We start from the raw sequence: 23,137 nt of genomic DNA, 5'->3' as shown, positions 1-23,137 counted from the left end.
TGTCTGAATGTTTTCAGACAGGCTTTTCAAAATAGAAAGGTATTTTTTATAAAGCTGCCAAAACGGCGTTGCCCATTTCGGAGCAGGAAACAGGCTGCGTGCCGGCCTCTGCAATATCGGCGGTGCGGTAGCCTTGTGCCAGAACTTTTTGAACGGCCTGTTCGATTTGTTGCGCGCGCGCTTCGTCGTTTAGGCTGTAGCGCAGCAGCATGGCGAGAGAGAGGATGGTGGCCAGAGGATTGGCTTTGTCTTGGCCTGCAATGTCGGGCGCCGAGCCGTGCGAGGGTTCGTAAAGCCCTTTGCCGCTTTCGTTCAGCGAAGCAGACGGCAACATGCCGATGGAACCCGTCAGCATGGAGGCTTGGTCGCTGAGAATGTCGCCGAAGATATTGCCGGTGGCAATAACGTCGAATTGCTTGGGCGCGCGTACCAATTGCATGGCGGCATTGTCGACATACATATGGCTCAGCTCCACATCGGGATAGTTGGTGCCTACCTCGGTGAAAATTTCTTTCCACAGTTCGGTGGTTTCCAATACGTTGGCTTTATCGACCGAGCAAAGTTTTTTATTGCGTTTTTGCGCCGCTTCGAAGGCAATTTTGGCAATGCGCCGGATCTCGCTTTCGCTGTATTTCATGGTGTTGAAACCTTCGCGTTCGCCGTTTTCCAACGTGCGGATGCCGCGCGGTTCGCCGAAATAAATATCACCGGTCAGCTCGCGTACAATCAGAATATCCAAACCTGCCACCACTTCGGGTTTCAACGTCGATGCGTCGGCCAATTCGGGATACAGAACGGCGGGGCGCAGGTTGGCAAACAAACCCAGGTCTTTGCGGATGGCCAATAAGCCGCGCTCGGGGCGCAGCGGGCGTTCGAGCGTATCGTATTTCGGGCCGCCAACCGCACCTAGCAACACTGCATCGGCGGCGCGGCATAAGTTGCGGGTAAATTCAGGATAGGGATGGCCGTATTCGTCGTATCCGGCGCCGCCAAGCGGTGCGTATTGGTATTGAGCGTCTAGGCCGCGGGCAATCAGTTCGTCCAGCACGCGCACGGCTTGGGCAATGATTTCGGGGCCGATGCCGTCGCCGGGGAGAATGGCGATTTGTTTGGTCATGTTTGATCTTTCTGGTGTAAATGGAAAGGTTTAAACGCGGATTTTAAATACTGCTTTGCGGATGAAGGGTTCATGCCCAACTAAAGGCGCATGGGCATCATTGAGAAAAAACAGGGCAAAGTCGCCAACTTCAACATCCAGCCACTTCGTTGGCTCGCAATCGAAAAATTCGATGTCTTTCTGTTCATCATAACCCAAGCCGTTTTTCAGACAGGCACGATCTATCCAGCCGTATTCTTCGGTGCCGCTAAGGGGCACTTGGATGTCGATGTGGCGCAAATGCGCTTCCGGCTTGGCCGCTGAGCGCAATCGCATGGCCTCACTGCCGATAAACAGACGGATATTCGGGTTGGCGCAGTCTATGGCACCATCCGGCAATTGGGTAAAATCTAAAGTCTGCAAAAGACGGATGGCATCCGCAAAATCAGGATGCAGAGAGGCATAGCGGTTTGCGTTGGCGATAGAATCGGTAATCATAAAAACGTCAGGCTTGGTTGAACAGCCACGGTTGCGCTGCTTTGCGTTTTTCTTCGAATGTTTTGATTTCGTCGGCGTGTTGCAAGGTTAGCCCGATTTCATCCAAGCCGTTTAACAGGCAGTGTTTGCGGTGCTCGGTAATGTCGAAATGAAAGGTCTGCCCGCTTGGTGTGGTAAGGGTTTGTTGTTCCAAATCGATGGATAGGCGATAGCCTTCGGTTGCTGCTACTTCTGCGAATAATTGGTCGACTTGTTCTTCGGTTAAAACAATCGGCAATAGGCCGTTTTTGTAGCAGTTGTTGAAGAAAATATCAGCGAAAGAAGGGGCGATGACTGCGCGGAAGCCGTAGTCGTCCAAGGCCCAAGGGGCGTGTTCGCGTGAAGATCCGCAACCGAAGTTTTTGCGCGTCAGTAGAATCTGGGCGCCTTGGTAGCGCGGCTGGTTTAGGGAAAATTCGGGGTTAATCGGACGCTTGCTGTTGTCCATGCCGGGTTCGCCGTGGTCGAGATAACGCCATTCGTCGAAGGCATTGGGGCCGAAGCCGCTGCGTTTGATGGATTTTAAGAATTGTTTGGGGATAATGGCATCGGTATCGACATTGGCGCGATCCAGCGGGGCGACCAGTGCGTTGATATGGGTAAATGCTTTCATGGCTGTACTTTCGGTTGCAGTAAAAGCCCCCGCAGTCATGCGGTTGCGGGGGTGTCAGAGTTGAGGGCTTTAACGGTGGCGGTCGGCCGACTGCTCAAGGTTGTTGCCAACATGGGAAACGTCTTTGCCGAAGCCGGAAACGGTGTTGCAAGCAGATAGCAAAGACAGAGCCGCTAAAGCAATCAGAGTCAGTTTTTTCATGAATTTAAGCTCCTTATTCATTTTGAAAGTACAGGTAGTCTGCGGTAAAAAATACAGACATACCTGCTTAGAGACACTTTTTCGCGTGATAAGTTCGCTTTCAGGCAGGCATTGCTCTATTTTGCCAGTGAGCGTACATCGGTAAAGTGCCCGGCTACTGCCGCTGCAGCCGCCATCGAGGGGCTGACCAGATGAGTGCGCCCGCCGTTGCCTTGGCGGCCTTCAAAGTTGCGGTTGGAAGTGGAAGCGCAACGCTCTTGCGGAGAGAGGCGATCGGCATTCATCGCCAAGCACATGGAACATCCGGGTTCGCGCCATTCAAAACCGGCTTCGGTGAAGATTTTGTCGAGCCCTTCTTGTTCCGCTTGTTTTTTCACCAATCCTGAGCCGGGAACCACCAGCACCCGTTTTACATTGGCCGCTTTTTTACGGCCTTTGGCCACAATGGCAGCTTCCCGTAAATCTTCAATGCGGCTGTTGGTGCACGAGCCGATGAACACAACGTCTACCGGAATATTGCTCAGCGGAGTGTCTGCAGTTAGTCCCATGTATTCAAGCGCACGTTCCATGCCGTTGCGTTTGACCGGATCGGCCTCATTGGCAGGATTGGGCACTTTGCCGTTGATGTCAAGCACCATTTCGGGCGAGGTGCCCCAGGTTACTTGCGGATCGATGTCGCTGGCATCGAATTCGAATACGCTGTCAAACGATGCGCCTTCGTCGGAAACCAGCGTGCGCCAGTAAGCCACGGCTTTTTCCCAGTCTTCGCCTTTGGGCGCAAGCGGCTTGTTTTTGACGTAATCAATCGTGGTTTGGTCGACCGCTACCAGGCCGCTGCGGGCGCCGGCTTCGATTGCCATATTGCACAAGGTCATTCGACCTTCCATACTCAGGCTGCGGATGGCTTCGCCGCCGAATTCCATGGCGTAGCCGGTTCCGCCGGCGGTGCCGATTTTGCCGATGATGTAGAGTGCCACGTCTTTTGCGGTAACGCCGGGTTTCAGACGGCCGTCAACTTTAATCAGCATGGATTTGGATTTTTTGGCGGTAATGCATTGGGTGGCCATAGTGTGCTCGACTTCGGACGTGCCGATGCCGTGAGCCAGTGCGCCGAAGGCGCCGTGCGTTGAAGTGTGGGAATCGCCGCATACTACGGTCATGCCGGGCAGCGTGGCGCCTTGCTCCGGGCCCATAACGTGGACAATGCCTTGCCCGCGGTCTTTAAACGGGAAATAGGCCAAGGCGCCGAATTCTTTGATGTTGGTGTCTAAGGTGTCGACTTGCAATTTGGAAATCGGGTCTTGAATGCCTTTATCCCAATCGTTGGTTGGTGTGTTGTGGTCGGCGGTGGAGACTACGCTGTCGATGCGCCATAATTTGCGACCGGTCATTTTGAGCCCTTCGAAAGCCTGCGGGCTGGTTACTTCGTGCACCAGATGGCGGTCGATGTAGAGCAGGACGGTGCCGTCTTCTTCTTCGCGGACGATATGGCTGTTCCAGAGTTTGTCGTAAAGGGTTTGCGGTTTCATGATAGATATTTTGGTTTGGTCGGTTTGAATCAGAATATAGACGGTATATTAGGCGTTTATGGGTTAAATAGCAAGCAAAATGTCTAAAAATTATAAATTAGCTAAATAAATAAATTTATTTGGTAAAAAATTAGACTTTTTGTCTTATTTAATACAAGAGATGCACAGTGTTTCATATAAAGAACACTTGTTTTTTCAGCCTGAAAACCCGTATGATTCGCTATCAACGGATTATTCAGGAAGAATGCTTATGAGCTTACCGGTAATGGCTGTCGAATATTTGCCTCAGTTGCAAGAATTCGAGCAAAAAATATTATCAAATCAAACCAAAATCGAGGCGTGGTTCCGTGCGCAATGGGGGAAAAAGCAGCCGCCGTTTTACGGCTCGGTGGATATCCGCAATGCGGGCTACAAAATGGCCTCTATCGATATGAATCTGTTTCCGGGAGGGTTTAATAATCTGAATCCGAATTTCATCCCTTTGGCTGCTATGGCGGCGCAGGATGCGGTGGAACGGGCTTGCAGCGAAGCGCGTTCGGTATTGATTATTCCTGAAAACCATACGCGGAATACATTTTATCTGCAAAATGTTTTTGCTTTGAGCAATATTTTGCGCAGCGCCGGATTTGAAGTGCGTTTGGGTAGTTTGAACCCTGAAATCCGCGAGGCAACGGAATTTGAAACCGCATTGGGCGACAAGGTATTGCTGGAGCCTTTGCGGCGTACCCGCAACCGTTTGCATCTGTCGGACGGTTTTTCTCCATGCTTTGTTTTGCTAAACAACGATTTGTCTGCCGGAGTTCCTGAGATTCTGCAAAATCTGGATCAAACCGTGCTGCCGCCTTTGCATGCAGGCTGGACCACCCGTCGGAAAACCCAGCATTTTGAGGCGTATAACCGGGTGGCTGCCGAATTTGCCGCTTTGATTAATATCGATGAATGGCATATCAATCCTTATTTCGAGCAAGTGGGGGGATTGGATTTTCAAGAGCGCGAGGGTGAAGACATGCTGGCCGATGCGGTGGCGCGGATGCTTGCTAAGATTCAAGCAAAATATGATGAAAAAGGCATCAAAGACAAGCCGTTTGTGATTGTGAAAGCTGATGCGGGCACTTATGGAATGGGTGTGATGAGCGTGAAGTCGGCCGATGAAGTACGCAGCTTAAACCGTAAAAACCGCAATAAGATGGCAACGGTAAAAGAAGGCCTTGAAGTGAGCGAGGTTATCGTGCAGGAAGGCATTTATACTTACGAAACCTTGCACGGTGCGGTGGCTGAACCGGTGGTTTATATGATGGACCGCTTTGTTATCGGCGGATTTTTCCGTGTGCATGAAGGGCGGGGGGTGGATGAAAATCTCAATGCTACCGGCATGTTGTTTGTGCCGCTGAATCAAAGCATTCCGGTGGCGGCAACCGAAGGCGAGCCTGATGCGCGTTGCAAACGCGTGTTTGAGCAATGGAATACGCTCGGTGTGCCGCAAACCAATTACGCCCAACCTGATTGCGAATGCAACCGCCTTTATATCTATGGCGTTATGGCGCGTTTGTCGTTATTGGCAGCGGCCATCGAACTGGAAGAAACTAAATAAGCGAATGCCTGTCTGAAAGGCATATTTTCAGACAGGCATTCGCTTATCAGAAAATAATAAATATTGAATAATAGTTAACAGAGAGAAAGCCGATGGAGCTGAGAGAATTGCAATATGCCAAACCTTTTCCCTGCGTGCTGACCATAGCCGGATCCGATTCCGGCGGCGGAGCGGGCATACAGGCCGATATTAAAACTTTTGCCGCTCTAGGCGCTTACGGCACCAGCGCGATTACTGCCGTTACGGCGCAGAATACGCAAGGCGTGCAAGGCGTGCATGTGATACCGCCCGAGATGGTGCGTCAGCAATGCGAATCGGTGCTGTCCGACATTCGCATTGATGCGGTAAAAATCGGCATGTTGCCGGATGCGGCTACCATACGCGCGGTGGCGGAAGTTTTGGGGCGCCACAAGCCGCCTTTTGTGGTGCTCGACCCTGTTTTGGTTGCCACTTCTGGCGATAGCCTCGCATTGGAGAATACCGTAGACGTTATGTTACAAGAGCTGCTGCCGTTGGCAGATTTGATTACGCCGAATCTGAACGAATTGGCCCAGCTTACCGGCAATCGGCTGGCAGAAAACGAAGAAGCAATGCTGGAACAAGGCCGCTTGTTGATGGAAAAAGGTGCTAAGGCCGTATTGCTCAAAGGCGGGCATTGGGAAAACAGCCAAGACGCACGCGATTGGCTGGTACAGCAGGGGCGGGAGCCGCAGTGCTTTATTTCGCCGCGCATTCCGACTTTGAATACGCACGGAACCGGTTGCACGCTCTCCAGCGCGATTGCCGCTTATTACCCTTCCAAAGAAGATTTGCGGGCCGCCGTGTCTTCCGCCAAAAGCTATCTGCAAGGCGCGATTGAAGCCGGCGCCAACTGGAAAGTTGGCAAGGGTCGCGGGCCGCTGGCACATTTTTGGCGGATTGACCTTGATTAAACGAACACCGTTGTTTTCAGACAGGCCTTGTCAACGGAAATGAAATACATCACTTCTCCGCATAACGAGCAGCTCAAACATTTATCCAAGCTGCTTGCTTCTGCCAAAGCACGCCGCAGTTGCCGCCAAACCGTATTGGAAGGCACGCATCTTTTAGATGCCTGTCTGAATGCCGGATGGTTGCCGCAGCATCTTTATATTCCTGAAAGCAAGGCAGACAAACCGGAAATCCGCACATTATGCTCGCGGGCAGGAGAGGGCAAAGCCACAATCGTCGGCGGCGAAGCACTCGCTAAAATCAGCAGTCTGAGCGAAGGCGAAGATATTATGACGCTGTTGCCGCTGCCGGAAGAACCCGGCTTGCCGACCGACGGCGATTGCGTGGTGCTGGAGCAAGTGCAAGACCCGGGCAATGTCGGCACGGTTTTACGCAGTGCAGCGGCGGCGGGCATACGGCAGGTCGTATTGGGTAAAAATTGCGCCGAAGCGTGGTCGCCCAAGGTGTTACGCGCCGGTATGGGCGCTCATTTTCTGCTTAAACTGCATACGCGCACCGATTTGGACGCTTGGCGGGCGGGCTACCGAAATCCCGTGTGGGCAACGGCATTGGATGACAGCAGCCGCAATCTTTATGATTTAAACCTGCAACCATCGTGTGCTTGGGTGTTCGGCAACGAAGGCGCCGGCGTGAGCGAAACCATGCAGCAGGTTGCCGAGGGCACCGTGTATATTCCGATGGCGGGTGCCACCGAATCGTTGAATGTGGCGATGGCGGCTACCGTGTGTTTGTTTGAACAAATGCGCCAGCGCAGGCAAGATTCGCACGCATCGTAATACAATGCCTGTCTGAAAAAAGGAAAAGCAAGATGCAAGCCGTTATTGAAGTGATGCAAGCCGATATTACCACCTTGCCGGTCGACGCGATTGTTAACGCCGCCAATAAAACGCTGCTCGGCGGCGGCGGGGTAGACGGCGCGATTCACAAAGCGGCCGGCCCGGCGCTGTTGCAAGCGTGTCGCGCCTTAAACGGCTGCCAAACCGGAGAAGCGAAAATAACGGCCGGTTACGAATTGCCCGCCAAATATGTTATCCATACGGTCGGCCCAATCTGGTACGGTGGCACTCAAAACGAAGCTAGCCTTTTGTCGGATGCTTATGCCAATTCTTTGAAGCTGGCTGAAGCCCATGGCTTGTCGAGCATTGCCTTCCCAAGCATCAGTACCGGAGTTTACGGCTATCCGTTTGAAGCCGCGGCGGCGGTTGCGTTGAAAAGCATCCGCGAAACACTGCCGCAATGCCCGAGCATCAGAAGGGTTGTGTTATGCTGTTTTTCCAAACACGATGCCGAAACCTATCGCAGCCTGTTGGGCTGACAGATTCATACTGAAGCAGGTAACCATGTCTTTCCTAGAATCTCAAGGTTTCGTTGCTGCAATTAATAAAATGCCTGTCTGAAAATATTCAGACAGGCATTTGGTTTTAAACAGCGGTGAAGCCATTATTGCTTTCGCGCCGGTTTAAAACTTCCAATCCAGCTTCAAGGTCAATGTTCTCGGCTGGCCGTAGAAGTTGTTGATCGTCAGCATTCGGTTCGGATTGTTTTCAAAGTAAATCTTATCGGTTAGGTTGGTGCCGATAAGGCTTATGTTGGCATGCGGGTTGATGGCATATGCAGATGTCCGTTCCAAATGGCATAGCCGCCTTGTTTGATGTTGTAGAGGCTGCTGGTTTTGCTTTGCGCCGATACGCCGCCGCCGACAGTCAGCTTGGTATAGCTGGTGTAGAGGCGGAAGATATGCTCCGGCGTGTGTTTGCTAAAATTCAGCTCGCCTTTGTGGTTGAAATCTTCTTCTTTCTTAAACTTGCTTTTGTTGTAGGTATATCCGGCAAACAGTTTCCAGTTGTCTGTAAGGCTGCCCGATATTTCCGCGTCCACTCCGTTGCTCACAACGCGGCCGGCTGGCTCGGCATAAGTGTTCCAGTTGATGTAATCGAAGCGAACGATGGCACGGTTTTTCTGCTCAACCCGGAATAAGGCGAGAGAAGTGTTGAGCTTTTTATTCAGTAAAGACGATTTCCAACCGATTTCATAATTGGTACCGATGGTGGGCGGCAGAATGGTTTCCTGATTGTAGTCGCTGTCATCCTGAGGTTTGAACGTTTGCGTATAGCTGGCATAAACGTTGTGTTCGGGCGTTATGTCGTAAGTCAAACCGAAATAAGGGATGAATTTATGCTTGGTAATGCTGGGTGTTTTAATCCGAAAATCTTCTACGAAAGGCTTGCAATAGTTAGGATCGTAGTATTGGGGAAGATTACAGCCGTTATCTTTCCATTCCTGTTGCCATGCTTCGCGACGGATTTTATTCCATGCTTCTGTACTCTGGCCACTGCGCACCAGCGTCCTTTTGATTTGCTTCTGTTTGTATAAAGTGTAGCGCAGGCCAAGCAGGAAATGCCATTTATCAAAATTAAAACGGTTGCTTAGGGTGAAGCCGTGGGTTTTTGCTGTGTTTTAGTAGTGGTCGAAATTGTATTGTGCAGTAACGAAAGCACCTTCAGGATTGGGCTGGCCGCTTTCCCTTATGTAGGCGTCTTTACAGTTGATTTGATAAACTTGATGGTTTCCTTTGCCGTCGTATAAGCCCCAATTTGGTTCGGGAACTTCCGAGCCGTTAAAGCCGACGATTTTATAACGCTTATCCCGTACTGCTTGGCATGTGCCTGCGTTACCGAAGTTGCCTCTGATCAAATTATATTCTGTATCTGAATCGAATATTTGCGCGTATTGGGAATTGATGTTTTCCCGATTGTAGCTGTAGCCTAAATAAGCGTCGTGCGTATGGTTGAATAAATCGTAAGTGCCTGTGAAATCGAATTTAATACCTAGTTGCTTATTGCTTTTGGTATAGCTGATGGGATTAATCAGCATACGGTCGTATTTCCAGCCGTCGCTGTATTGCGGCGAAAGTTTGTTGGCAACCCCGCGTGCAACCTTGCTGTCGGAAAAAGGCTGGCCGATTTTGGTATCGGAGTCGATGTCGGTATAAGACGCTTCGGTATTGAGCTTCCAGCCGTTGGCAAAATAATGGCCGAGCTTGAAGAAACTATTGGTTTTGTTGATATGATGCCGCGACCAATTGGCGCCGAGGTAGGTGTTGCGCGGCAGCGTTACGGGTTCTACGCAGGTGGGCAGCCTTCTCTGGCCAAAATAGCTGGGCTTAGGGTTTTCGCAAGGCAGCATAACGCCGGCAAAGTCGGGCTTTTCTGTGCTGGTTTGATACAGCCCGCCCAAGGTCAATACTGTTTTTTCGCTCAAGTCGGCGTCTAACACGCCGTAAATCAGCCGTTTTTTACCATCAACGCGATCTTTAAACGATTCGTTTTTTTCGGCAACGCCGACTAAACGCCCCCGTATGGTCTGCTCTTTGTTCAGGCTGCCCGAAACATCGGCCATGCCGCGTAACGTGCCCCATCTGTCGACGCTGATTTCGCCCAGATGCTGGAATTTGGTGGTAGGGCGCTTGCGGATTAGGTTAATTGTACCGCCCGGCTCAGATTGCGATTGGGTCAGGCCGGTTGCGCCGCGCACAACTTCGATATGGTCGTACACCGCCAAGTCGGTGGTCGGGGCAACGTCGATTTTGGCAGAATAGCCGGAGCGACCGGCCACGTTGATGGTAATGCCGTCTTCCCCGATTTGATCGACATAAAATCCGCGCGACTGAAAACGCGTTTGCAAGCCCGAATCGCGCACCACGTTGACACCCGTGGCCGTTTGCAGGGCATCTTCTACGCGTGTAATGGCGCGATCGTTGAGTTGCTGCTTGGTGATTGCGCTAACCGATTGCGGTGTATCTTTACCAGAAATCGTGAGGCCGGTTGCCGTGTTGCTGTTGCGTATCGTATACGATCCTGTTTTTTCCGTATTGTCGACTGCTTTGCGAGCGCCGTGTACATGAACCGTATCCACTTGCGTCGGCTTGCTTTCTGTTTCAGGCTGTGTTTCCGCGAATGCAGTTTGATAACAAGCTAATAACATGACTGTTAGCGCTTTTAATTGAAAATTCTTTTTCATGATTTCCTCAGAAATAATGCAATAAGTATCTTGGAATAAAGATGTCTAGTTGAATCAAATGGCATCTCATATCAATTTTGTTTAACAAAATTTAACAATTAAATCTAAACGATAATTAATTTTATTCAAATAAATATTACTGGTAAAGGTAAAAATTTAGAATAAATAGACAAAGTAAAATGTATTTAACATAAATACTGTTAAATTAATAACAAATATATTTACATTGCGGTGTGGTAATTTACAACAGAAGATTACAGAGCCGGCAAAAATCTGTAGGCATCAATGCGGTTGGATGATTGTATTTGAACGGTTAGGGCTGAATTTCGCCAATAAACAGCCAATCGTTTATAAATAATTGGTTGGCTGCCTGCGCTGAAATCGTTTGGCAAACTTGATGCGGATAGCTGTTAAAAAATGCGGCCTTTTAATGCCTGTCTGAAAAATGATTCAGACAGGCATTTTGATACCGGTTTGGCTATAATCCGGTTTACCGACCACCCTGATTGGAAATGCACATGCAAAGGAATGCCGCCGCTGTTTTTGACCCGCTGGAAATCCCCATAGAGGGAACCAATCTGATTGAAGCGTCTGCCGGCACGGGTAAAACCTATGGCATCGCTGCTTTGTTTACGCGGATGGTGTTGTTGGAGCGAAAATCGGTCGACAGTATTTTGGTAGTCACGTTTACCAAAGTGGCTACGGCGGAATTGAAAACCCGTTTGCGTGCGCGGTTGGATGAAGCCTTGCGCTGGCTGTCACAAACAGAAACAGAGCGGCCGGATATTGATGATTTTTTGCAAGGTTTGCTAGACAAAGCTTTGGTGCAAGAGTCGAGTGCGCGCCTGATTCTGCGCCTAAAAGCGGCACTTTCCCAATTTGACAATGCCGCCATTTACACTATCCACGGTTTTTGCCAGCGCTTGCTGCGCGATTATGCGTTTTTGTGTCAAGTGCCGTTCGATATGGAGTTGGTTGATGATGATGAAAGTCGCTTGCTGATACCGGCGCAAGATTTCTGGCGCGAACATGTGGCGCACGATGCAGCAGCTGCACAACTGGCTTTCAAGTTTAACCAAACGCCGCAATCCGTTTTGCAGAATATGAAACCTTATCTCGGCCGACCTGTTCTGACCTATCGGCAGCCCGAGGCGGATTTGGCGCAGGCGGTAGAAAAGCAAGATGAAATTTGGGCGAAGGTGTGCGAGCGGCTGCCTGAGCTGGAGCGGCTGTTTTGGCAGATTCAGCCAGCATTGAATGGCAAAAGCTATAAGAGCTCGACCTTCCAAAATGTGTTTGCAGCGTTGCAAGCCGGCGTACAAAACCAATGCCTGTCTGAAACGGAAGCATGCTATCAAAAAAATCTTGAAAAATTTTCGCCCGAATATTTGCAGAGCAAACTGAACAAAGGCAAAACTTTACCGGATAACTATGTCGAATTGAATCTGTTGGCCGAATTGATAGGCGCGGTTCAGGCCAAGAAAGCCGCCGAAACCGGCGCTGCAAACGCTTTGCAATTGGATTTTTTGAATTATCTCAAAGCCGCGGTGGCTGAGCGCAAAAAAACGCAGCGGGAGCGCGGTTATGATGATTTGCTGCTGGATGTTTACGAAGCGCTAACCGAAAGCCCGCACCGCAAAGCTTTGGCAGCCATTGTGGCGCGGAGCTGGCCGGTGGCGCTGATTGACGAATTTCAAGATACCGATCCGCTGCAATATGAAATCTTCCGCCGCACGTTCATCATGAACGGCAATCCTTTATTTCTGGTGGGCGACCCGAAACAGGCAATATACAGTTTTCGCGGTGCGGATATTTATGCCTACCTGCAAGCTGCGGCCGATGCCGACCATCATTACACGTTGGCACGAAATTATCGCAGCCACGCTTCATTGGTTAACAGCATCGGCTGGCTGTTTCGGCAGAAGCAGCGGCCTTTCGTGTTGAACGACATTCATTATGCCGACGTAACGGCGAACCGCGCGGATGCCTGTCTGAAACCGTTGTCAGGCGCTTTACGCGTTCGCTGGTTGAATAACCCGGACGAAGCCGATGTAACAAAAGAAGCATTGCGCAGCCGGGCGGCAGACTATTGTGCCGACGAAATCGCCGATGCGCTCAACTGTGCGGAAAAAGGCCTTTTCGAATATCAGGGTCGCCCCGTGGAATCGGGTGATATGGCGGTTTTGGTGCGCACGCGCAATGAAGGCAATATGGTTGGCGAGGCTTTGAAAGCACGCGGGATTCAAAGCGTGTTGTTGCAAAATGAATCGGTGTTCGCAGGCAAAGAGGCGCCGGCTATGGTTGCCTTGCTGGCATTTTGGCTGCGCCCGCGGGAAACGGAATGGTTGCGCTTTGCTTTAGGCAGTGTGTTGTTTGGCAAAACGGCGGATGAATTGCACGAATTGAATCAAAGCGAGCCCATGCTGCTGGATTATATTCAGGCGGCCGAAGCGGCGCTGGAAACTTGGCAGCAAAAAGGCATTTACGCTGCGATGCAGCAGTTTGCCGCCCGATACGGTCTTGAAAGCGGCCTGCTGGCGGCGCGTAACGAACGCAGCTTGACCAACTACCATCAGATTTTGGAATTTCTGGCCATAGAGGAAGACGAGCAGAGCCGTTCTCCTGAATCGCTGTATCAATGGCTGCTGTCGCAGATTGACGCGGCCAAAGGTGGAGAAAAAACGGGAGAAAATAAATCATTGCGCTTGGAAAGCGATGAAGCGCTGGTAAAAATCGTTACCATGCATGCTTCCAAAGGCCTGGAATATCCGATTGTGTTTTGCCCGTTTATATGGGATGCCAGTCAAACTAGCCGAGTGATTGGCGACTGGACTGTATTGCATCATGATGGCATCAGTGAATTGGTGTCGAAAGAACAATTAAGCGAGGCAGAAGAGAATCAAGTATTTGATGAAGAATTGGGCGAGCGGATGCGGCTGCTTTATGTGGCGATGACAAGGGCGAAGGAGCAGCTGACCGTATACGCGGCTTATTTCAGCGAATCCGGCCGCAATACGTTTGCCTATCTGCTGGAAGGCGGCAGCGATGCGCGGCGGGAAGCGGTGGAGGCTGCCTATAAAGAGAAAAAAGGCAATAAAATCGATAGAGAAGGGGGTATGGCCAGATTGCGGGAAGGATGGCAACGGGCTATTGATAACGCTCCGTCGGATACGGATATCGTTTTAATGGAAGGAGCGCCGGAAGCGGCAAACCATCGCGGCTGGCAAGCGCCGCCTCAACCGTATGGCGCGTGGGTTCCGCCTGCTCGTTCATTCGAACACATCCGACAAACCAGCTTTACCGGCCTGCTGCGCGAATTGGCAGATACGCATGCGGAAGCTGCGGAAGTGCTGCAACCGGCCATCGACCCTGCCGAAACGGGTTTGGCATCAAGCCTGTCTGAAAATACCGATATTGCTGCTGCTTGCGATATCCACCATTTTCCGCGCGGCACCCATGCGGGCGTATGCCTGCACGAATTACTGGAGCATTTCGATTTCAACCGTCCGGCCGATGAGCAAGGCAATCTGGTGGCTGACACGTTGGCACGTTATGGCTTTGACGAACAATGGCGGCCTGCGGCGAGCCGTATGCTGGATTGCACGGCGCAGACCGTGTTGTTTGACGGCATATCGCTGGCAACCCTGCCCGCCGCTCAGCGCCTGCCGGAGATGGACTTCATACTACACACGGCAGATTTCAGCCCCGAGCGTTTGAAGGCGTGGTTTGCCGGGCAGCGAGACGCGTTGCCCGCCGAATGTTTTGCCGCGGCGCAACAGCTGGATTTTGATACGGTTAAAGGGTTTCTTAACGGTTTTATCGACATGACCTGTGTTGACGGCGGCAAAACGGCTTGTCTGATTGATTATAAATCCAATTATTTGGGTGCAGACAATGGCGCCTACACGCCTGAATCGATGAATGCGGCGATGGCATCGCACCATTATTATCTGCAAGCCATGATTTATGCCGTAGCTGCCGCCCGATATTTTGCAGCGCGCGGTGTTGAGATGGAAACCATCCACATCCGTTATCTTTTCTTACGCGGGCTGGACGGCGGCGGGCACGGCGTTTGGCACTGGAGCCTAGACAAAGCCGCGTTGCAAGCGTGGCTCTGACCGCCTTTCAGACAGGCATATCCAAATACGGCGATTTGGGGTATATTGCCGTTTATTTAGTTGAAACAATACATAATGAAACACCAAAGAAGGAATCTCATGTTTAAACGCCCTGAAGAGCTGATTATGGCCGTACTTGCCGCCTTGTGGGTGGTGTTGACCTATTTTCTCGCCGGCTACATCGGCGCGCCGACGCAAACCGCTTTGTTGATTGCCGCGTTGACCCTGATTTGGGCCGGCGTGTTTTTCATGCTGTGGCAGCGCGGCCATTCAGCGTGGAGCTGGCCGGTTTTCCTCGGCTTACTGGTTGCTTGCTGGTGGCCGGCATTGGATTGGTATGCCATTCGCAATCTGGTAGCAGCCGGTGTGGCAAGTGAAACGATTGTTATCGGCAAACCGTGGTATGCATCTTGGACGTTTAAAATTATTTTGGCCGTCGTGCCGGTTGTGTTGGGATATGGTTTCAAATGGAAAATCGCCCGTAAAAAAATCAACAGCATTCCTTGATGCCTGTCTGAAAAAATCTAAGAAAAAAGCCTATCTGAATATGTTTCAGACAGGCTTTTTTGTTTGCCGAGGCAATAGCGATTATCGGTAAATCAACCTGCTTTGCCATCCAAACGCGGGCGTAGCAGCCACGGCGTGTAGCGCCAAGCATAAAGCAGTAATGAGGCGGCAAATAAAGCGGCTGAAAGGCGCAAGCTGTGGTTGTAGGCGGTGGCATTAACCGTTGCAGCGAAGGCGGCCAGCGTACGCATGACGGTGGCCGCCAGCATCAGTAGAAAAGCCAAGCCCATCGGTTGCGGTGCGGGGTAGAGCGGCCGGCCGGTGTGGCCTAGGGCGGTACGCGCCATCATACCGACGGTGAGCATGCCGATGCCGCCTACTGCCACAAGATGCACGCCGGTGCTCATGATTTGAGGCTGCCAGTATGCCGTTCCGATAACAATCAAGCCGATTGATGTGGCGGTGTAGCCGGCAAACAGAATCCACAAGAGCGGCTCGCGCAGCGTGCCTTTTTCAAACCAGCGGCAAGTTTGCACCAAACCGATAACGCCGGCGGCAACGGAGCAGAGCGAAGCCAGCGGCAGCGCCGTTTGCAGGCTCATCAACAAAGCGGCAACCATAGGTAGCACCAAGGCGCTCAAAGCAAGCCACATCGGGCTGGCAACTTGGGGCGTGCCCAGTCTGCGCGAAGTGAAAAACGAGATAATCCGTGTGCCGATCAAGCCGATGAATCCGGCCACCATTACCAAGCCAGAAAGTAGGCCGTTGAGGAGCGCCGCCGCATTGAAGGGAGAAAGGTTCAAGTGGAATAGCAAGTGCATCAGTCCGAATAAAAATAAGGCGGCTACGGCGATGTAGTTGCGCGAATTGCGGCTGCGCACCACCGAAACACCCATGCACACGGCGGCAAGCCAGTAGAATGCGACGCCGAAAAAGCCGCTGACCGCATTGAAAGGCGTAAATGCGAATATGCGGGCCAACAGCCATAACACCACTAAAATCAGCAAAGGCTTGCCGCGAGTGGGCGGCTGGCCGGTCCATGTGGCAACCGCCGTTAAGAGAAAGGCTACCACCACTGCGCCGGCATAGCCCCAAATCATTTCGTGTGCATGCCAGAAATAGGAAGGCAGGGTAACGGTGCCTTGATAGCCGAAAGCCCATAGCAACACGGAAAACGCGCCGTAAACGGCGGCCAGCGGGTAAAGCGGCCGAAAGGCCATCGCCCAGACGGGATGTTGGATAACAGACATGGGAGGTTCCTCGAATTATTTTAAAGCGGCCGTATGGTTAACAAGGCCTTAGTGTTATTGGGTTGTTTTTATCGGGTGGTAGCGGCGTCAGCCGTTTTCAGACAGGCAATATTCGGTAATTTTTTCAAACAAAATCCGCTCTTCAAATCGAGCATGGTCACGTAAGGTTTGAGCAAACAGCGTGTTCCATTGTTCGTCATCGTATTGAGGAGCGGCCAACATGGCGCGCAAGGCAGCGTGGTCGGCTTCAAAGCGCGCCTGCCAAGCCGTATCGGGCAGCTTGGGCCAGAATGGGGCAAACATGGTTTCTTCTGCTTCGAAATGGTGTAATAAATCGGGGCGGAGGTGTTCGATGTCATCCGCATGATTTTGTGAAGGTGCGCGCAGAATGCGTGCGCATAAAGCCAAAGCATGGTGATGCTCTTGCGAAAGATGGGTTAGAGCAGGATGACGTTTCATGGAATGTCCCTTAAGCAGCCGGCGCTTAGTTTGGAAGCGGTTTGTCATTATTGTTTCAGACAGGCATTAAGCCGGCCCTGATGATTATAAAGTTTTATTCTATGTTTGAGTTCGGATAATGTAGGGCTTGATTTTGCTTATCCGTCTGCAAATTTCCTACATCAACATCAAAATGAGTTTGGAAATAAATCGTCGCTATACCTTGGCCATCGCCCGTGTATTATAATGAGAACATATTATGAAACTTTAAATCACAAACCGCAACTATGTATCTGACACAACACACAGATTTCGGCCTTCGGGTCTTAATTTACGCTGCCGTGAACGATGACGGCTTGGTTAATATCGGCACCATCGCAGACGCTTATCAAATTTCCAAAAGCCATTTGATGAAAGTGGTTACGGCCTTGGTTAAAGGCGGTTTTCTCGACAGCATTCGGGGCAAAGGCGGTGGCCTGCGGCTGGCCCGGGCTCCTGAAGAGATTAATATCGGCCATGTTATCCGATGTCTCGAGCCGATGATATTAGCCGAATGTATGAGTGATAAAAACGAATGCCTTCTAACGCCCAGCTGCCGCTTGGCCGGCATTCTCAACGGCGCCGGTCAAGCTTTTCTCAATTATCTGGAAGGTTTTTCATTGGCCGATTTACTTAACCGCCCCACTTGCGAGCTGCTCTGCATGCCGCCGAAATCAAGAATTGCGATGCAATAAACTGTTGAAATGCCTGCCGAACGTGTTTTTAGGCAGGCATTTTTATTGGGACGGATTGTGAATCAATCATCAAAAACGGCTAATTCTGTTAAACTTCGCCCATGGTTATTTTTATTTTACGAATACGATGAATATTCCGCAAAAACTCGTTATCGCCAGCCGCGAGAGCCGTTTGGCGATGTGGCAGGCCGAGCATATTCAAGCGCGTTTGCAAGCGCTTTATCCGGATTGTGAAGTCAGCATTCTGGGTATGACGACGCGCGGCGACCAGATTTTGGATAAAAGTCTGTCTAAAATCGGCGGCAAAGGTTTGTTTATTAAAGAATTGGAGCAGGCTTTGCTTGACGGCCGAGCTGATTTGGCCGTGCATTCGCTTAAAGACGTACCGATGGAGATGCCCGAGGGTTTCGCGCTGGCTGCGATTGGCGAGCGCGCCAGCCCGTTTGATGCGCTGGTGTCAGTGCGTTATGAGCGTTTGGAAGATTTGCCGCAAGGCGCTGTGTTGGGTACATCCAGCTTGCGCCGTGAAGCTCAGCTGCGTGCGCGTTTTCCGCATTTGAATGTGCGGCCGCTGCGCGGTAATCTGCAAACCCGTCTGGATAAGCTCGAGCGCGGTGAATACGATGCCATTATTCTGGCGGAGGCCGGTTTGCAGCGCTTGGGCTTGGCTGATCGAATCCGTACGGTGTTGCCGCCTGCCGAAAGCCTGCCGGCTGTGGGGCAGGGTGCGTTGGGTATTGAAATTGCGGCCAACCGTTTGGATTTGTTTGAGATTCTGAACCCGCTTAACCACCCGCTTACCAATGCCTGCGTTACTGCCGAGCGGGCGCTTGCGCGTGCTTTGGGCGGCAGTTGTCAGGTTCCGTTGGCGGCTTATTGCACGGAAACAGACGGTTTGTTGACTTTGCGTGGTATGGTCGGTCACCCGGATGGTTCGGTTATGTTGCAAGCCTCTGCCGAAGCGCCGTTGGCTTATGCCGATGCTCTCGGCCGTGCCGTTGCTAAAAAACTGGCTGATGACGGGGCGGAAGAATTGATTGCCGCGGTATTAGCAGAGCAAAACGAGCCGTCTTGAGGTGGGCTTATCGAAAGATTTTGGTTAACGACAGCGGCTTTGTGTGATATATAAAAATTAAATTGTGCGGTTTTGTTTTCAGACAGGCATTGAGAATTTAAAATAGCCTGTCTGAAAAGCATTGGAAAACACAATACGAGGTAAATATGTCGGCTTACTATGGCAAAATCGTTCGTTGGGATGACGATCGCGGTTTTGGCTTTATTAGGGAAGAACGCTCTACGGCCGAGGTTTTCGTGCATATTTCCGCATTTACTGCGAGTATGCCGCGGCCGAATGTGGGCGAACGGGTGATTTTCGATATTGTTAATACAAAGACTGGGCGTAAAGAAGCAAAACATGTGGTTTATCTTGACCGCGTGTTGGAAGGACGCCAGTCGAAGGGGCAATCGCTCGGCCGGCGTCGGTCTAAATATAACAATAACCATATCGTCGGCGTTTTGTTGCTGATCGGCGTGGTTATCGCTTTGTTTTTATTTTTTGACTATCGTCGGAACAATCGGTTGAAAGAACCGGTTACGGTGGAGCAGGTAGCCGAGCGAATGGCGGCGGAGCGCCAAAGTTATCCGTTGAACCAAGCGCCTAAACAAACGCCTCAAGGACATGGGGAAAAGGCAGCCAAACAATCTGCTTTTACTGGCACAGGTAAAAGCGCTTCTTTCCGGTGCGACGGCAGAACCCATTGCTCTCAAATGACTTCCTGTGCAGAAGCCAAATATTTTCTGGCTAATTGCCCGAATGTGAAAATGGACGGCAATCACGACGGCGTGCCTTGCGAGCGGCAGTGGTGCCATAACGGATAAGCCTGTCTGAAAATGACGATGAGTTGGAAAAATAAAGCCGCTCTGTAAATTAAACATACCGTTTGAGTAAGCATCGATGCGCATGGTGGTTGAAAGTCCGATGATGATGCCCAATTCATATAAATGCCGATTTTAGAGCTGCCCGAAATTTAATCTTCATTCCTTCTTTCTCTTTTTAAGACGAGAAAGCAAACCGAAAAACCGGTTTGACATTATTTGATAATCAGGAAATCCGTTACGATGCCAACCATTCTGCTTGTTCGCCCTGCCAATCGCGCTGTTGTCGATCAGCTGATTTGCTCGGAAGCCGGTTGGCATGGCGTACCGTTTGGCGTGCAGGAAATTCTTGCGGATGAGGCGGCATTGGCGCGATTGCCTGAGGATTACGCCGCAGCGGATGCGGTGTTTTGGGTTAGCCCCAGTGCGGTTCAGACAGGCATCGGTAGCTTGGATGCCGGCGCGATACGCGAAAAATGGAATATTACGGTTGGCAGCGCGAGTGCAGAAGCCTTGCAGAACATGGGTTGCCAAAAGATATTTGCGCCGCATGAAGGCAAAGACAGTGAAGCCGTGCTGCGGCTGGATGTATGGCAAAATTTACCGCCGGGCGCACGGGTATTGGTAATACGCGGGCATGGCGGCAGAGATTTTCTGTTAGATGCTTTAGCGGCGCGCGGTTTCTCGGTGCAGCTTGCCGAGATTTATTATAGAGTGCCGAAAACGCCCGATTGGCAGGCATTTGCTGATTTGCAGCCGCATGCGGCATGGGTTCCCTCGGCAGATGCGGCGCGCTTGTTTTGGGCGCAGATGCCGGCCGGATTAGTCCCGCAGGCCGAATCCTTGTTATACTTCACGCACCATCCGCGCATCGCTGCCGTTTTGAAAGAGCAGGGCGCGGAACGAATCGAATTAATCGAGCGCTTCGACGCGCAGACTTTAAACCGCTATACGGAGCAGGCTGATGAGCGAAGAAAACCATAAAAACGAGCCCGTGCAAGAACATGATTCTGCACAAACCGAACAGCAACCTCAAAACACAGGAAGTCATATGAGTTCACCCAAAAATGAAGAAAACCGTTCAGGCGCATCCGCGCAGCCTACCCCCATTATTGTGAAGCAATCCGGCGGCAAAGTTTTGGCGACAGGCGCGCTGGTGTTGGCTTTGCTCGGCTTGGGCGCAAGCGGTTTTTTATTCGTTCAGGGTCAGAACGTGTTGAAAAACCAAGAATTGAACGTGGCTCAGAAGCTGGATAAAGCCGCCTTGGGCGAGAGTCAGAATGCAAATGTTTTACAAGAAACTTTGCGCCGCCAAGAAACGATTAGCGAAGCACTCGCGAAGCTGGATAGCGGCAACAAGCAAAATGCAGAAGCCATCGCCAATGCGCAGAGAGCTTATCAAGAATTGCTCAAAGGTCGCGTGAACTGGCTGGTAGATGAAACCGAGGTCACGCTGAACGTAGCCGCGCAACAGTTGCAATTGACCGGTAACGTGCCGGTTGCAGTGCAAGTGCTGAGCAGCGTCGATAGCCGTTTGAGCCACTTCGATCAGCCGGAATTATTGCCGATTAAGCAAGCCATTAGCAGCGATTTGGCTGCTTTGAAAAACCGCCCGTATCTCGACGTATCGAGTGCGTCGCTGCGGCTTGACCGTTTGGAAAGTGCGGTAGCCAGCCTGCCTTTGGTATTGGAGGGTACGCTTCAGCCGGGAGAGGCTGCGCCGGCTGCCGTTCCTGACGGCCAGCTTTCTTGGTGGGAAAACGCTTGGAATAAAACACTCGATAGCTTGAAAGGCTTGGTGGAAGTGCGCACGCTTAATAGTAACGACGCCATGCTGATTTCGCCGGAACAGAATTTTTTCATTAAAGAAAACTTGCGCCTGCGCCTGATGGATGCGCGTTTTGCCTTAATGCAGCGAAACGGCGAAGTGTATCAAACGGATTTAAACACGGCGGAAGCTGCGGTCGGGCAATATTTCGACGGTCATTCACAAGTGACTCAGGCATGGCTTAAAGAACTGGCCGAGTTGAAAGGGTTGGATGTGCGGGCGATTTCCGATGATGCGCTTAAAGCCAGCTTGCAGGCCGTACGCAACTATCAGGATAGCGTGCGTGCCGGTCAGCCTGCCGTAACCATACCGGCCACTCCGCCTGCTGCTGCTTCGGCTCCTGCGTCGGCTGCCGCCTCTCAAGCACCGGCCTCCGCTGCTTCTGCACCGAAAGCGGAAGCGGCTTCGGCGGCCAAACCGGAGGCTGCTTCTTCTGTGAAGGGCAGCGATAATCCTAAAGCCGACAATCCGGCTGCATCTCAACCTTCCGGTAATGGGAAGGTGGAAAAAGGAGCGCGGGCATGAAAGGTTTGATTTGGATTATTATTTTGTTTGCGGCGGCCGTCGGCTTGGCGGTGGCGTCCGGCATTTACACGGGTAACGTGTATGTGGTGGTGGGGCAGACCTTATTACGGGTAAACCTTCATGCCTTTGTGTTGGGCTTGCTCGTGTTGGTTGTGATTTTATATATCTTGGTGCGCATTATCGCTGCGTTTTTAAACGTGCCGGGCAGCATGCAGCGGTTTGGGAGCCGCCGCAAAGCGTTGAAAGCGGAAAATGATTTGCATGCGGCGGGCTTGGCCTATTTTGAGGGAAAATTCCAAAAGGCGGAGCAGGATGCGGCTAAAGTTTTGGCTAACAAAGAAGCGGGAAGCAACCGCTCTCTGGCGCTTATGCTTGCAGCGCATGCCGCTGATGCGATGGACGATGCCGACTTGCGCAATCAATACCTGACCCAGATTGCCAAATTGCCGCATAAAGATCAGTTGTCCCGTTATCTTTTGTTGGCAGAAAGCGCTTTAAACAGCCGTGATTATGCGATGGCTCAAGAAAACATTCAGGCTGCCGCGCAAATCAATCCCACTTTGACCCGCTTGGTCAAATTGAAATTGCGCTATGCGTTTGACCATGGCGATGCGGCCGAAGTGCTTGAAATTTCGGCTAAGTTGCAGAAAGCAGGTGCCATCAACGATCATGAAGCGGTTCAATATCAAGATTGGGCTTACCGCCGCTTATTGGCGCTGGCTTCCGATGCAGGCAGCTTGAAAGCCTGTCTGAAACGTATTCCCGATGCGTTGAAAGCCGATGATTTATGCGTACCTATTGCTGAAAAATACGAATCGCTGGGTTTGTACGGTCAGGCTGTGGCTTGGGTAGGTAAATATTATCCGCAAACCCGTAAAGCCGAGTTGCTGCCGCCTTTTGTGCAAAGCGTGCAATATTTGGGCGAACGCGAGCAGCGCAAAGCCATTGATACGGCTACACAATGGCTGCAGCAGTATCCCGAAGATGCGCGTTTGCTGATGTATGTAGGCCAGCTTGCCTATAACAAAGCGCTTTGGGGTAAGGCTCAGGGCTATCTGGAGGCCAGTTTGGCGATTTCGCCCAGCATACAGGCACATCTGGCATTGGCCAAAGTCTTCGATGAAACCGGAGAGTCGCGCAGAGCGGAGGAGCAGAGAATGCTGGCATTGGAAGGTGTAGCGCAAGACGAACAAGATATGCTGTTGCCGAAAGAAGCGGAAGCTGTACCGCAGGAATAAGGAAGGATAAGAGAAAAGCCTGTCTGAAAATGTTTTCAGACAGGCTT

21 protein-coding genes are annotated in these 23,137 nt (G+C 51.3%); 12 read left to right on the top strand and 9 right to left on the bottom strand.

The window, feature by feature from the left end; genetic code table 11:
• Positions 1–46: 46 nt before the first annotated feature.
• The 5 genes from leuB to leuC form a co-directional block, all read right to left on the bottom strand.
• Complete coding sequence (leuB, locus tag Q4A84_RS05605; protein ID WP_303087948.1) at positions 47–1,117, bottom strand: 3-isopropylmalate dehydrogenase; 1,071 nt, start codon at positions 1,115–1,117, stop codon at positions 47–49.
• 30 nt (positions 1,118–1,147) lie between these two features.
• Positions 1,148–1,594: a YhcH/YjgK/YiaL family protein gene (locus Q4A84_RS05600; RefSeq protein WP_303087947.1), complete on the bottom strand. Its 447-nt coding sequence runs from the start codon at positions 1,592–1,594 to the stop codon at positions 1,148–1,150.
• A 7-nt stretch (positions 1,595–1,601) separates the two neighbouring features.
• Entirely contained in the window at positions 1,602–2,246 is a 645-nt protein-coding gene (gene leuD / locus Q4A84_RS05595) for a 3-isopropylmalate dehydratase small subunit (protein WP_303087946.1), read from the bottom strand.
• A 69-nt stretch (positions 2,247–2,315) separates the two neighbouring features.
• Positions 2,316–2,447, bottom strand: a complete 132-nt coding sequence (locus Q4A84_RS05590; protein ID WP_303087945.1) for an entericidin A/B family lipoprotein — start codon at positions 2,445–2,447, stop codon at positions 2,316–2,318.
• 116 nt (positions 2,448–2,563) lie between these two features.
• Entirely contained in the window at positions 2,564–3,976 is a 1,413-nt protein-coding gene (gene leuC / locus Q4A84_RS05585) for a 3-isopropylmalate dehydratase large subunit (RefSeq protein WP_303087944.1), read from the bottom strand.
• Between the two features lie 250 nt (positions 3,977–4,226).
• Here leuC and gshA point away from each other — a divergent pair, with 250 nt between their 5' ends.
• From gshA to Q4A84_RS05565, 4 genes are all read left to right on the top strand, one after another.
• Positions 4,227–5,567 carry a glutamate--cysteine ligase gene (gene gshA, locus Q4A84_RS05580; RefSeq protein ID WP_303087943.1) on the top strand — a complete coding sequence of 447 codons (1,341 nt, stop codon included), beginning with the start codon at positions 4,227–4,229 and terminating at the stop codon, positions 5,565–5,567.
• Positions 5,568–5,659: 92 nt separating this feature from the next.
• The gene (gene thiD / locus Q4A84_RS05575; protein ID WP_303087942.1) at positions 5,660–6,499 is read left to right on the top strand and encodes a bifunctional hydroxymethylpyrimidine kinase/phosphomethylpyrimidine kinase; all 840 of its coding nucleotides are present in this window, start codon (positions 5,660–5,662) and stop codon (positions 6,497–6,499) included.
• 39 nt (positions 6,500–6,538) lie between these two features.
• Positions 6,539–7,333: an RNA methyltransferase gene (locus Q4A84_RS05570; protein WP_303087941.1), complete on the top strand. Its 795-nt coding sequence runs from the start codon at positions 6,539–6,541 to the stop codon at positions 7,331–7,333.
• Positions 7,334–7,365: 32 nt separating this feature from the next.
• Positions 7,366–7,872 (top strand): O-acetyl-ADP-ribose deacetylase, encoded by a 507-nt coding sequence (locus Q4A84_RS05565; protein ID WP_303087940.1) that lies wholly within the window; start codon positions 7,366–7,368, stop codon positions 7,870–7,872.
• A gap of 269 nt (positions 7,873–8,141) precedes the next feature.
• Here the strand turns inward: Q4A84_RS05565 and Q4A84_RS05560 are convergent, their stop codons facing one another.
• Both Q4A84_RS05560 and Q4A84_RS05555 read right to left on the bottom strand, forming a co-directional pair.
• Positions 8,142–8,951 (bottom strand): TonB-dependent siderophore receptor, encoded by an 810-nt coding sequence (locus Q4A84_RS05560; RefSeq protein ID WP_303087959.1) that lies wholly within the window; start codon positions 8,949–8,951, stop codon positions 8,142–8,144.
• A 63-nt stretch (positions 8,952–9,014) separates the two neighbouring features.
• Positions 9,015–10,541, bottom strand: a complete 1,527-nt coding sequence (locus Q4A84_RS05555) for a TonB-dependent siderophore receptor (RefSeq protein ID WP_303087939.1) — start codon at positions 10,539–10,541, stop codon at positions 9,015–9,017.
• A 554-nt stretch (positions 10,542–11,095) separates the two neighbouring features.
• Between Q4A84_RS05555 and recB the strand changes: the two genes are divergently transcribed.
• Positions 11,096–14,695, top strand: a complete 3,600-nt coding sequence (recB, locus tag Q4A84_RS05550) for an exodeoxyribonuclease V subunit beta (RefSeq protein ID WP_303087938.1) — start codon at positions 11,096–11,098, stop codon at positions 14,693–14,695.
• A gap of 99 nt (positions 14,696–14,794) precedes the next feature.
• Positions 14,795–15,202, top strand: coding sequence for a hypothetical protein (locus tag Q4A84_RS05545; protein ID WP_303087937.1), 408 nt, complete (start codon positions 14,795–14,797; stop codon positions 15,200–15,202).
• A gap of 92 nt (positions 15,203–15,294) precedes the next feature.
• Here Q4A84_RS05545 and Q4A84_RS05540 read toward each other — a convergent pair whose 3' ends face one another.
• Both Q4A84_RS05540 and Q4A84_RS05535 read right to left on the bottom strand, forming a co-directional pair.
• Positions 15,295–16,452, bottom strand: a complete 1,158-nt coding sequence (locus Q4A84_RS05540) for an NnrS family protein (RefSeq protein WP_303087936.1) — start codon at positions 16,450–16,452, stop codon at positions 15,295–15,297.
• An 87-nt stretch (positions 16,453–16,539) separates the two neighbouring features.
• Positions 16,540–16,911 (bottom strand): hemerythrin domain-containing protein, encoded by a 372-nt coding sequence (locus Q4A84_RS05535; protein ID WP_303087935.1) that lies wholly within the window; start codon positions 16,909–16,911, stop codon positions 16,540–16,542.
• Between the two features lie 266 nt (positions 16,912–17,177).
• Here Q4A84_RS05535 and Q4A84_RS05530 point away from each other — a divergent pair, with 266 nt between their 5' ends.
• From Q4A84_RS05530 to Q4A84_RS05505, 6 genes are all read left to right on the top strand, one after another.
• Entirely contained in the window at positions 17,178–17,624 is a 447-nt protein-coding gene (locus tag Q4A84_RS05530) for an Rrf2 family transcriptional regulator (RefSeq protein ID WP_303087934.1), read from the top strand.
• Positions 17,625–17,751: 127 nt separating this feature from the next.
• Positions 17,752–18,699, top strand: a complete 948-nt coding sequence (gene hemC / locus Q4A84_RS05525; RefSeq protein WP_303087933.1) for a hydroxymethylbilane synthase — start codon at positions 17,752–17,754, stop codon at positions 18,697–18,699.
• Between the two features lie 146 nt (positions 18,700–18,845).
• Positions 18,846–19,502, top strand: a complete 657-nt coding sequence (locus Q4A84_RS05520; RefSeq protein ID WP_303087932.1) for a cold shock domain-containing protein — start codon at positions 18,846–18,848, stop codon at positions 19,500–19,502.
• 240 nt (positions 19,503–19,742) lie between these two features.
• The gene (locus Q4A84_RS05515; RefSeq protein WP_303087931.1) at positions 19,743–20,483 is read left to right on the top strand and encodes a uroporphyrinogen-III synthase; all 741 of its coding nucleotides are present in this window, start codon (positions 19,743–19,745) and stop codon (positions 20,481–20,483) included.
• Positions 20,464–21,852 carry a uroporphyrinogen-III C-methyltransferase gene (locus Q4A84_RS05510; protein ID WP_303087930.1) on the top strand — a complete coding sequence of 463 codons (1,389 nt, stop codon included), beginning with the start codon at positions 20,464–20,466 and terminating at the stop codon, positions 21,850–21,852. The genes Q4A84_RS05515 and Q4A84_RS05510 overlap by 20 nt, the downstream gene beginning before the upstream one ends.
• A complete protein-coding gene (locus Q4A84_RS05505) occupies positions 21,849–23,090 on the top strand; it encodes a heme biosynthesis HemY N-terminal domain-containing protein (protein WP_303087929.1) in 1,242 nt (413 codons plus the stop codon). Before Q4A84_RS05510 ends, Q4A84_RS05505 begins: the two co-directional genes overlap by 4 nt.
• Positions 23,091–23,137 lie beyond the last annotated feature (47 nt).

Origin of the sequence: Neisseria sp. (genome assembly GCF_030527965.1) — a bacterium.
In the GTDB taxonomy this organism is placed as follows: domain Bacteria; phylum Pseudomonadota; class Gammaproteobacteria; order Burkholderiales; family Neisseriaceae; genus Neisseria.
This window is presented reverse-complemented; position numbering and strand designations above follow the sequence as displayed.

Coding starts and splice junctions, on each gene's coding strand:
- leuB (WP_303087948.1), bottom strand. CDS start 1,117: ATGACCAAACAAATCGCCATTCTCCCCGGCGACGGCATCGGCCCCGAA.
- Q4A84_RS05600 (WP_303087947.1), bottom strand. CDS start 1,594: ATGATTACCGATTCTATCGCCAACGCAAACCGCTATGCCTCTCTGCAT.
- leuD (WP_303087946.1), bottom strand. CDS start 2,246: ATGAAAGCATTTACCCATATCAACGCACTGGTCGCCCCGCTGGATCGC.
- Q4A84_RS05590 (WP_303087945.1), bottom strand. CDS start 2,447: ATGAAAAAACTGACTCTGATTGCTTTAGCGGCTCTGTCTTTGCTATCT.
- leuC (WP_303087944.1), bottom strand. CDS start 3,976: ATGAAACCGCAAACCCTTTACGACAAACTCTGGAACAGCCATATCGTC.
- gshA (WP_303087943.1), top strand. CDS start 4,227: ATGAGCTTACCGGTAATGGCTGTCGAATATTTGCCTCAGTTGCAAGAA.
- thiD (WP_303087942.1), top strand. CDS start 5,660: ATGGAGCTGAGAGAATTGCAATATGCCAAACCTTTTCCCTGCGTGCTG.
- Q4A84_RS05570 (WP_303087941.1), top strand. CDS start 6,539: ATGAAATACATCACTTCTCCGCATAACGAGCAGCTCAAACATTTATCC.
- Q4A84_RS05565 (WP_303087940.1), top strand. CDS start 7,366: ATGCAAGCCGTTATTGAAGTGATGCAAGCCGATATTACCACCTTGCCG.
- Q4A84_RS05555 (WP_303087939.1), bottom strand. CDS start 10,541: ATGTTATTAGCTTGTTATCAAACTGCATTCGCGGAAACACAGCCTGAA.
- recB (WP_303087938.1), top strand. CDS start 11,096: ATGCAAAGGAATGCCGCCGCTGTTTTTGACCCGCTGGAAATCCCCATA.
- Q4A84_RS05545 (WP_303087937.1), top strand. CDS start 14,795: ATGTTTAAACGCCCTGAAGAGCTGATTATGGCCGTACTTGCCGCCTTG.
- Q4A84_RS05540 (WP_303087936.1), bottom strand. CDS start 16,452: ATGTCTGTTATCCAACATCCCGTCTGGGCGATGGCCTTTCGGCCGCTT.
- Q4A84_RS05535 (WP_303087935.1), bottom strand. CDS start 16,911: ATGAAACGTCATCCTGCTCTAACCCATCTTTCGCAAGAGCATCACCAT.
- Q4A84_RS05530 (WP_303087934.1), top strand. CDS start 17,178: ATGTATCTGACACAACACACAGATTTCGGCCTTCGGGTCTTAATTTAC.
- hemC (WP_303087933.1), top strand. CDS start 17,752: ATGAATATTCCGCAAAAACTCGTTATCGCCAGCCGCGAGAGCCGTTTG.
- Q4A84_RS05520 (WP_303087932.1), top strand. CDS start 18,846: ATGTCGGCTTACTATGGCAAAATCGTTCGTTGGGATGACGATCGCGGT.
- Q4A84_RS05515 (WP_303087931.1), top strand. CDS start 19,743: ATGCCAACCATTCTGCTTGTTCGCCCTGCCAATCGCGCTGTTGTCGAT.
- Q4A84_RS05510 (WP_303087930.1), top strand. CDS start 20,464: ATGAGCGAAGAAAACCATAAAAACGAGCCCGTGCAAGAACATGATTCT.
- Q4A84_RS05505 (WP_303087929.1), top strand. CDS start 21,849: ATGAAAGGTTTGATTTGGATTATTATTTTGTTTGCGGCGGCCGTCGGC.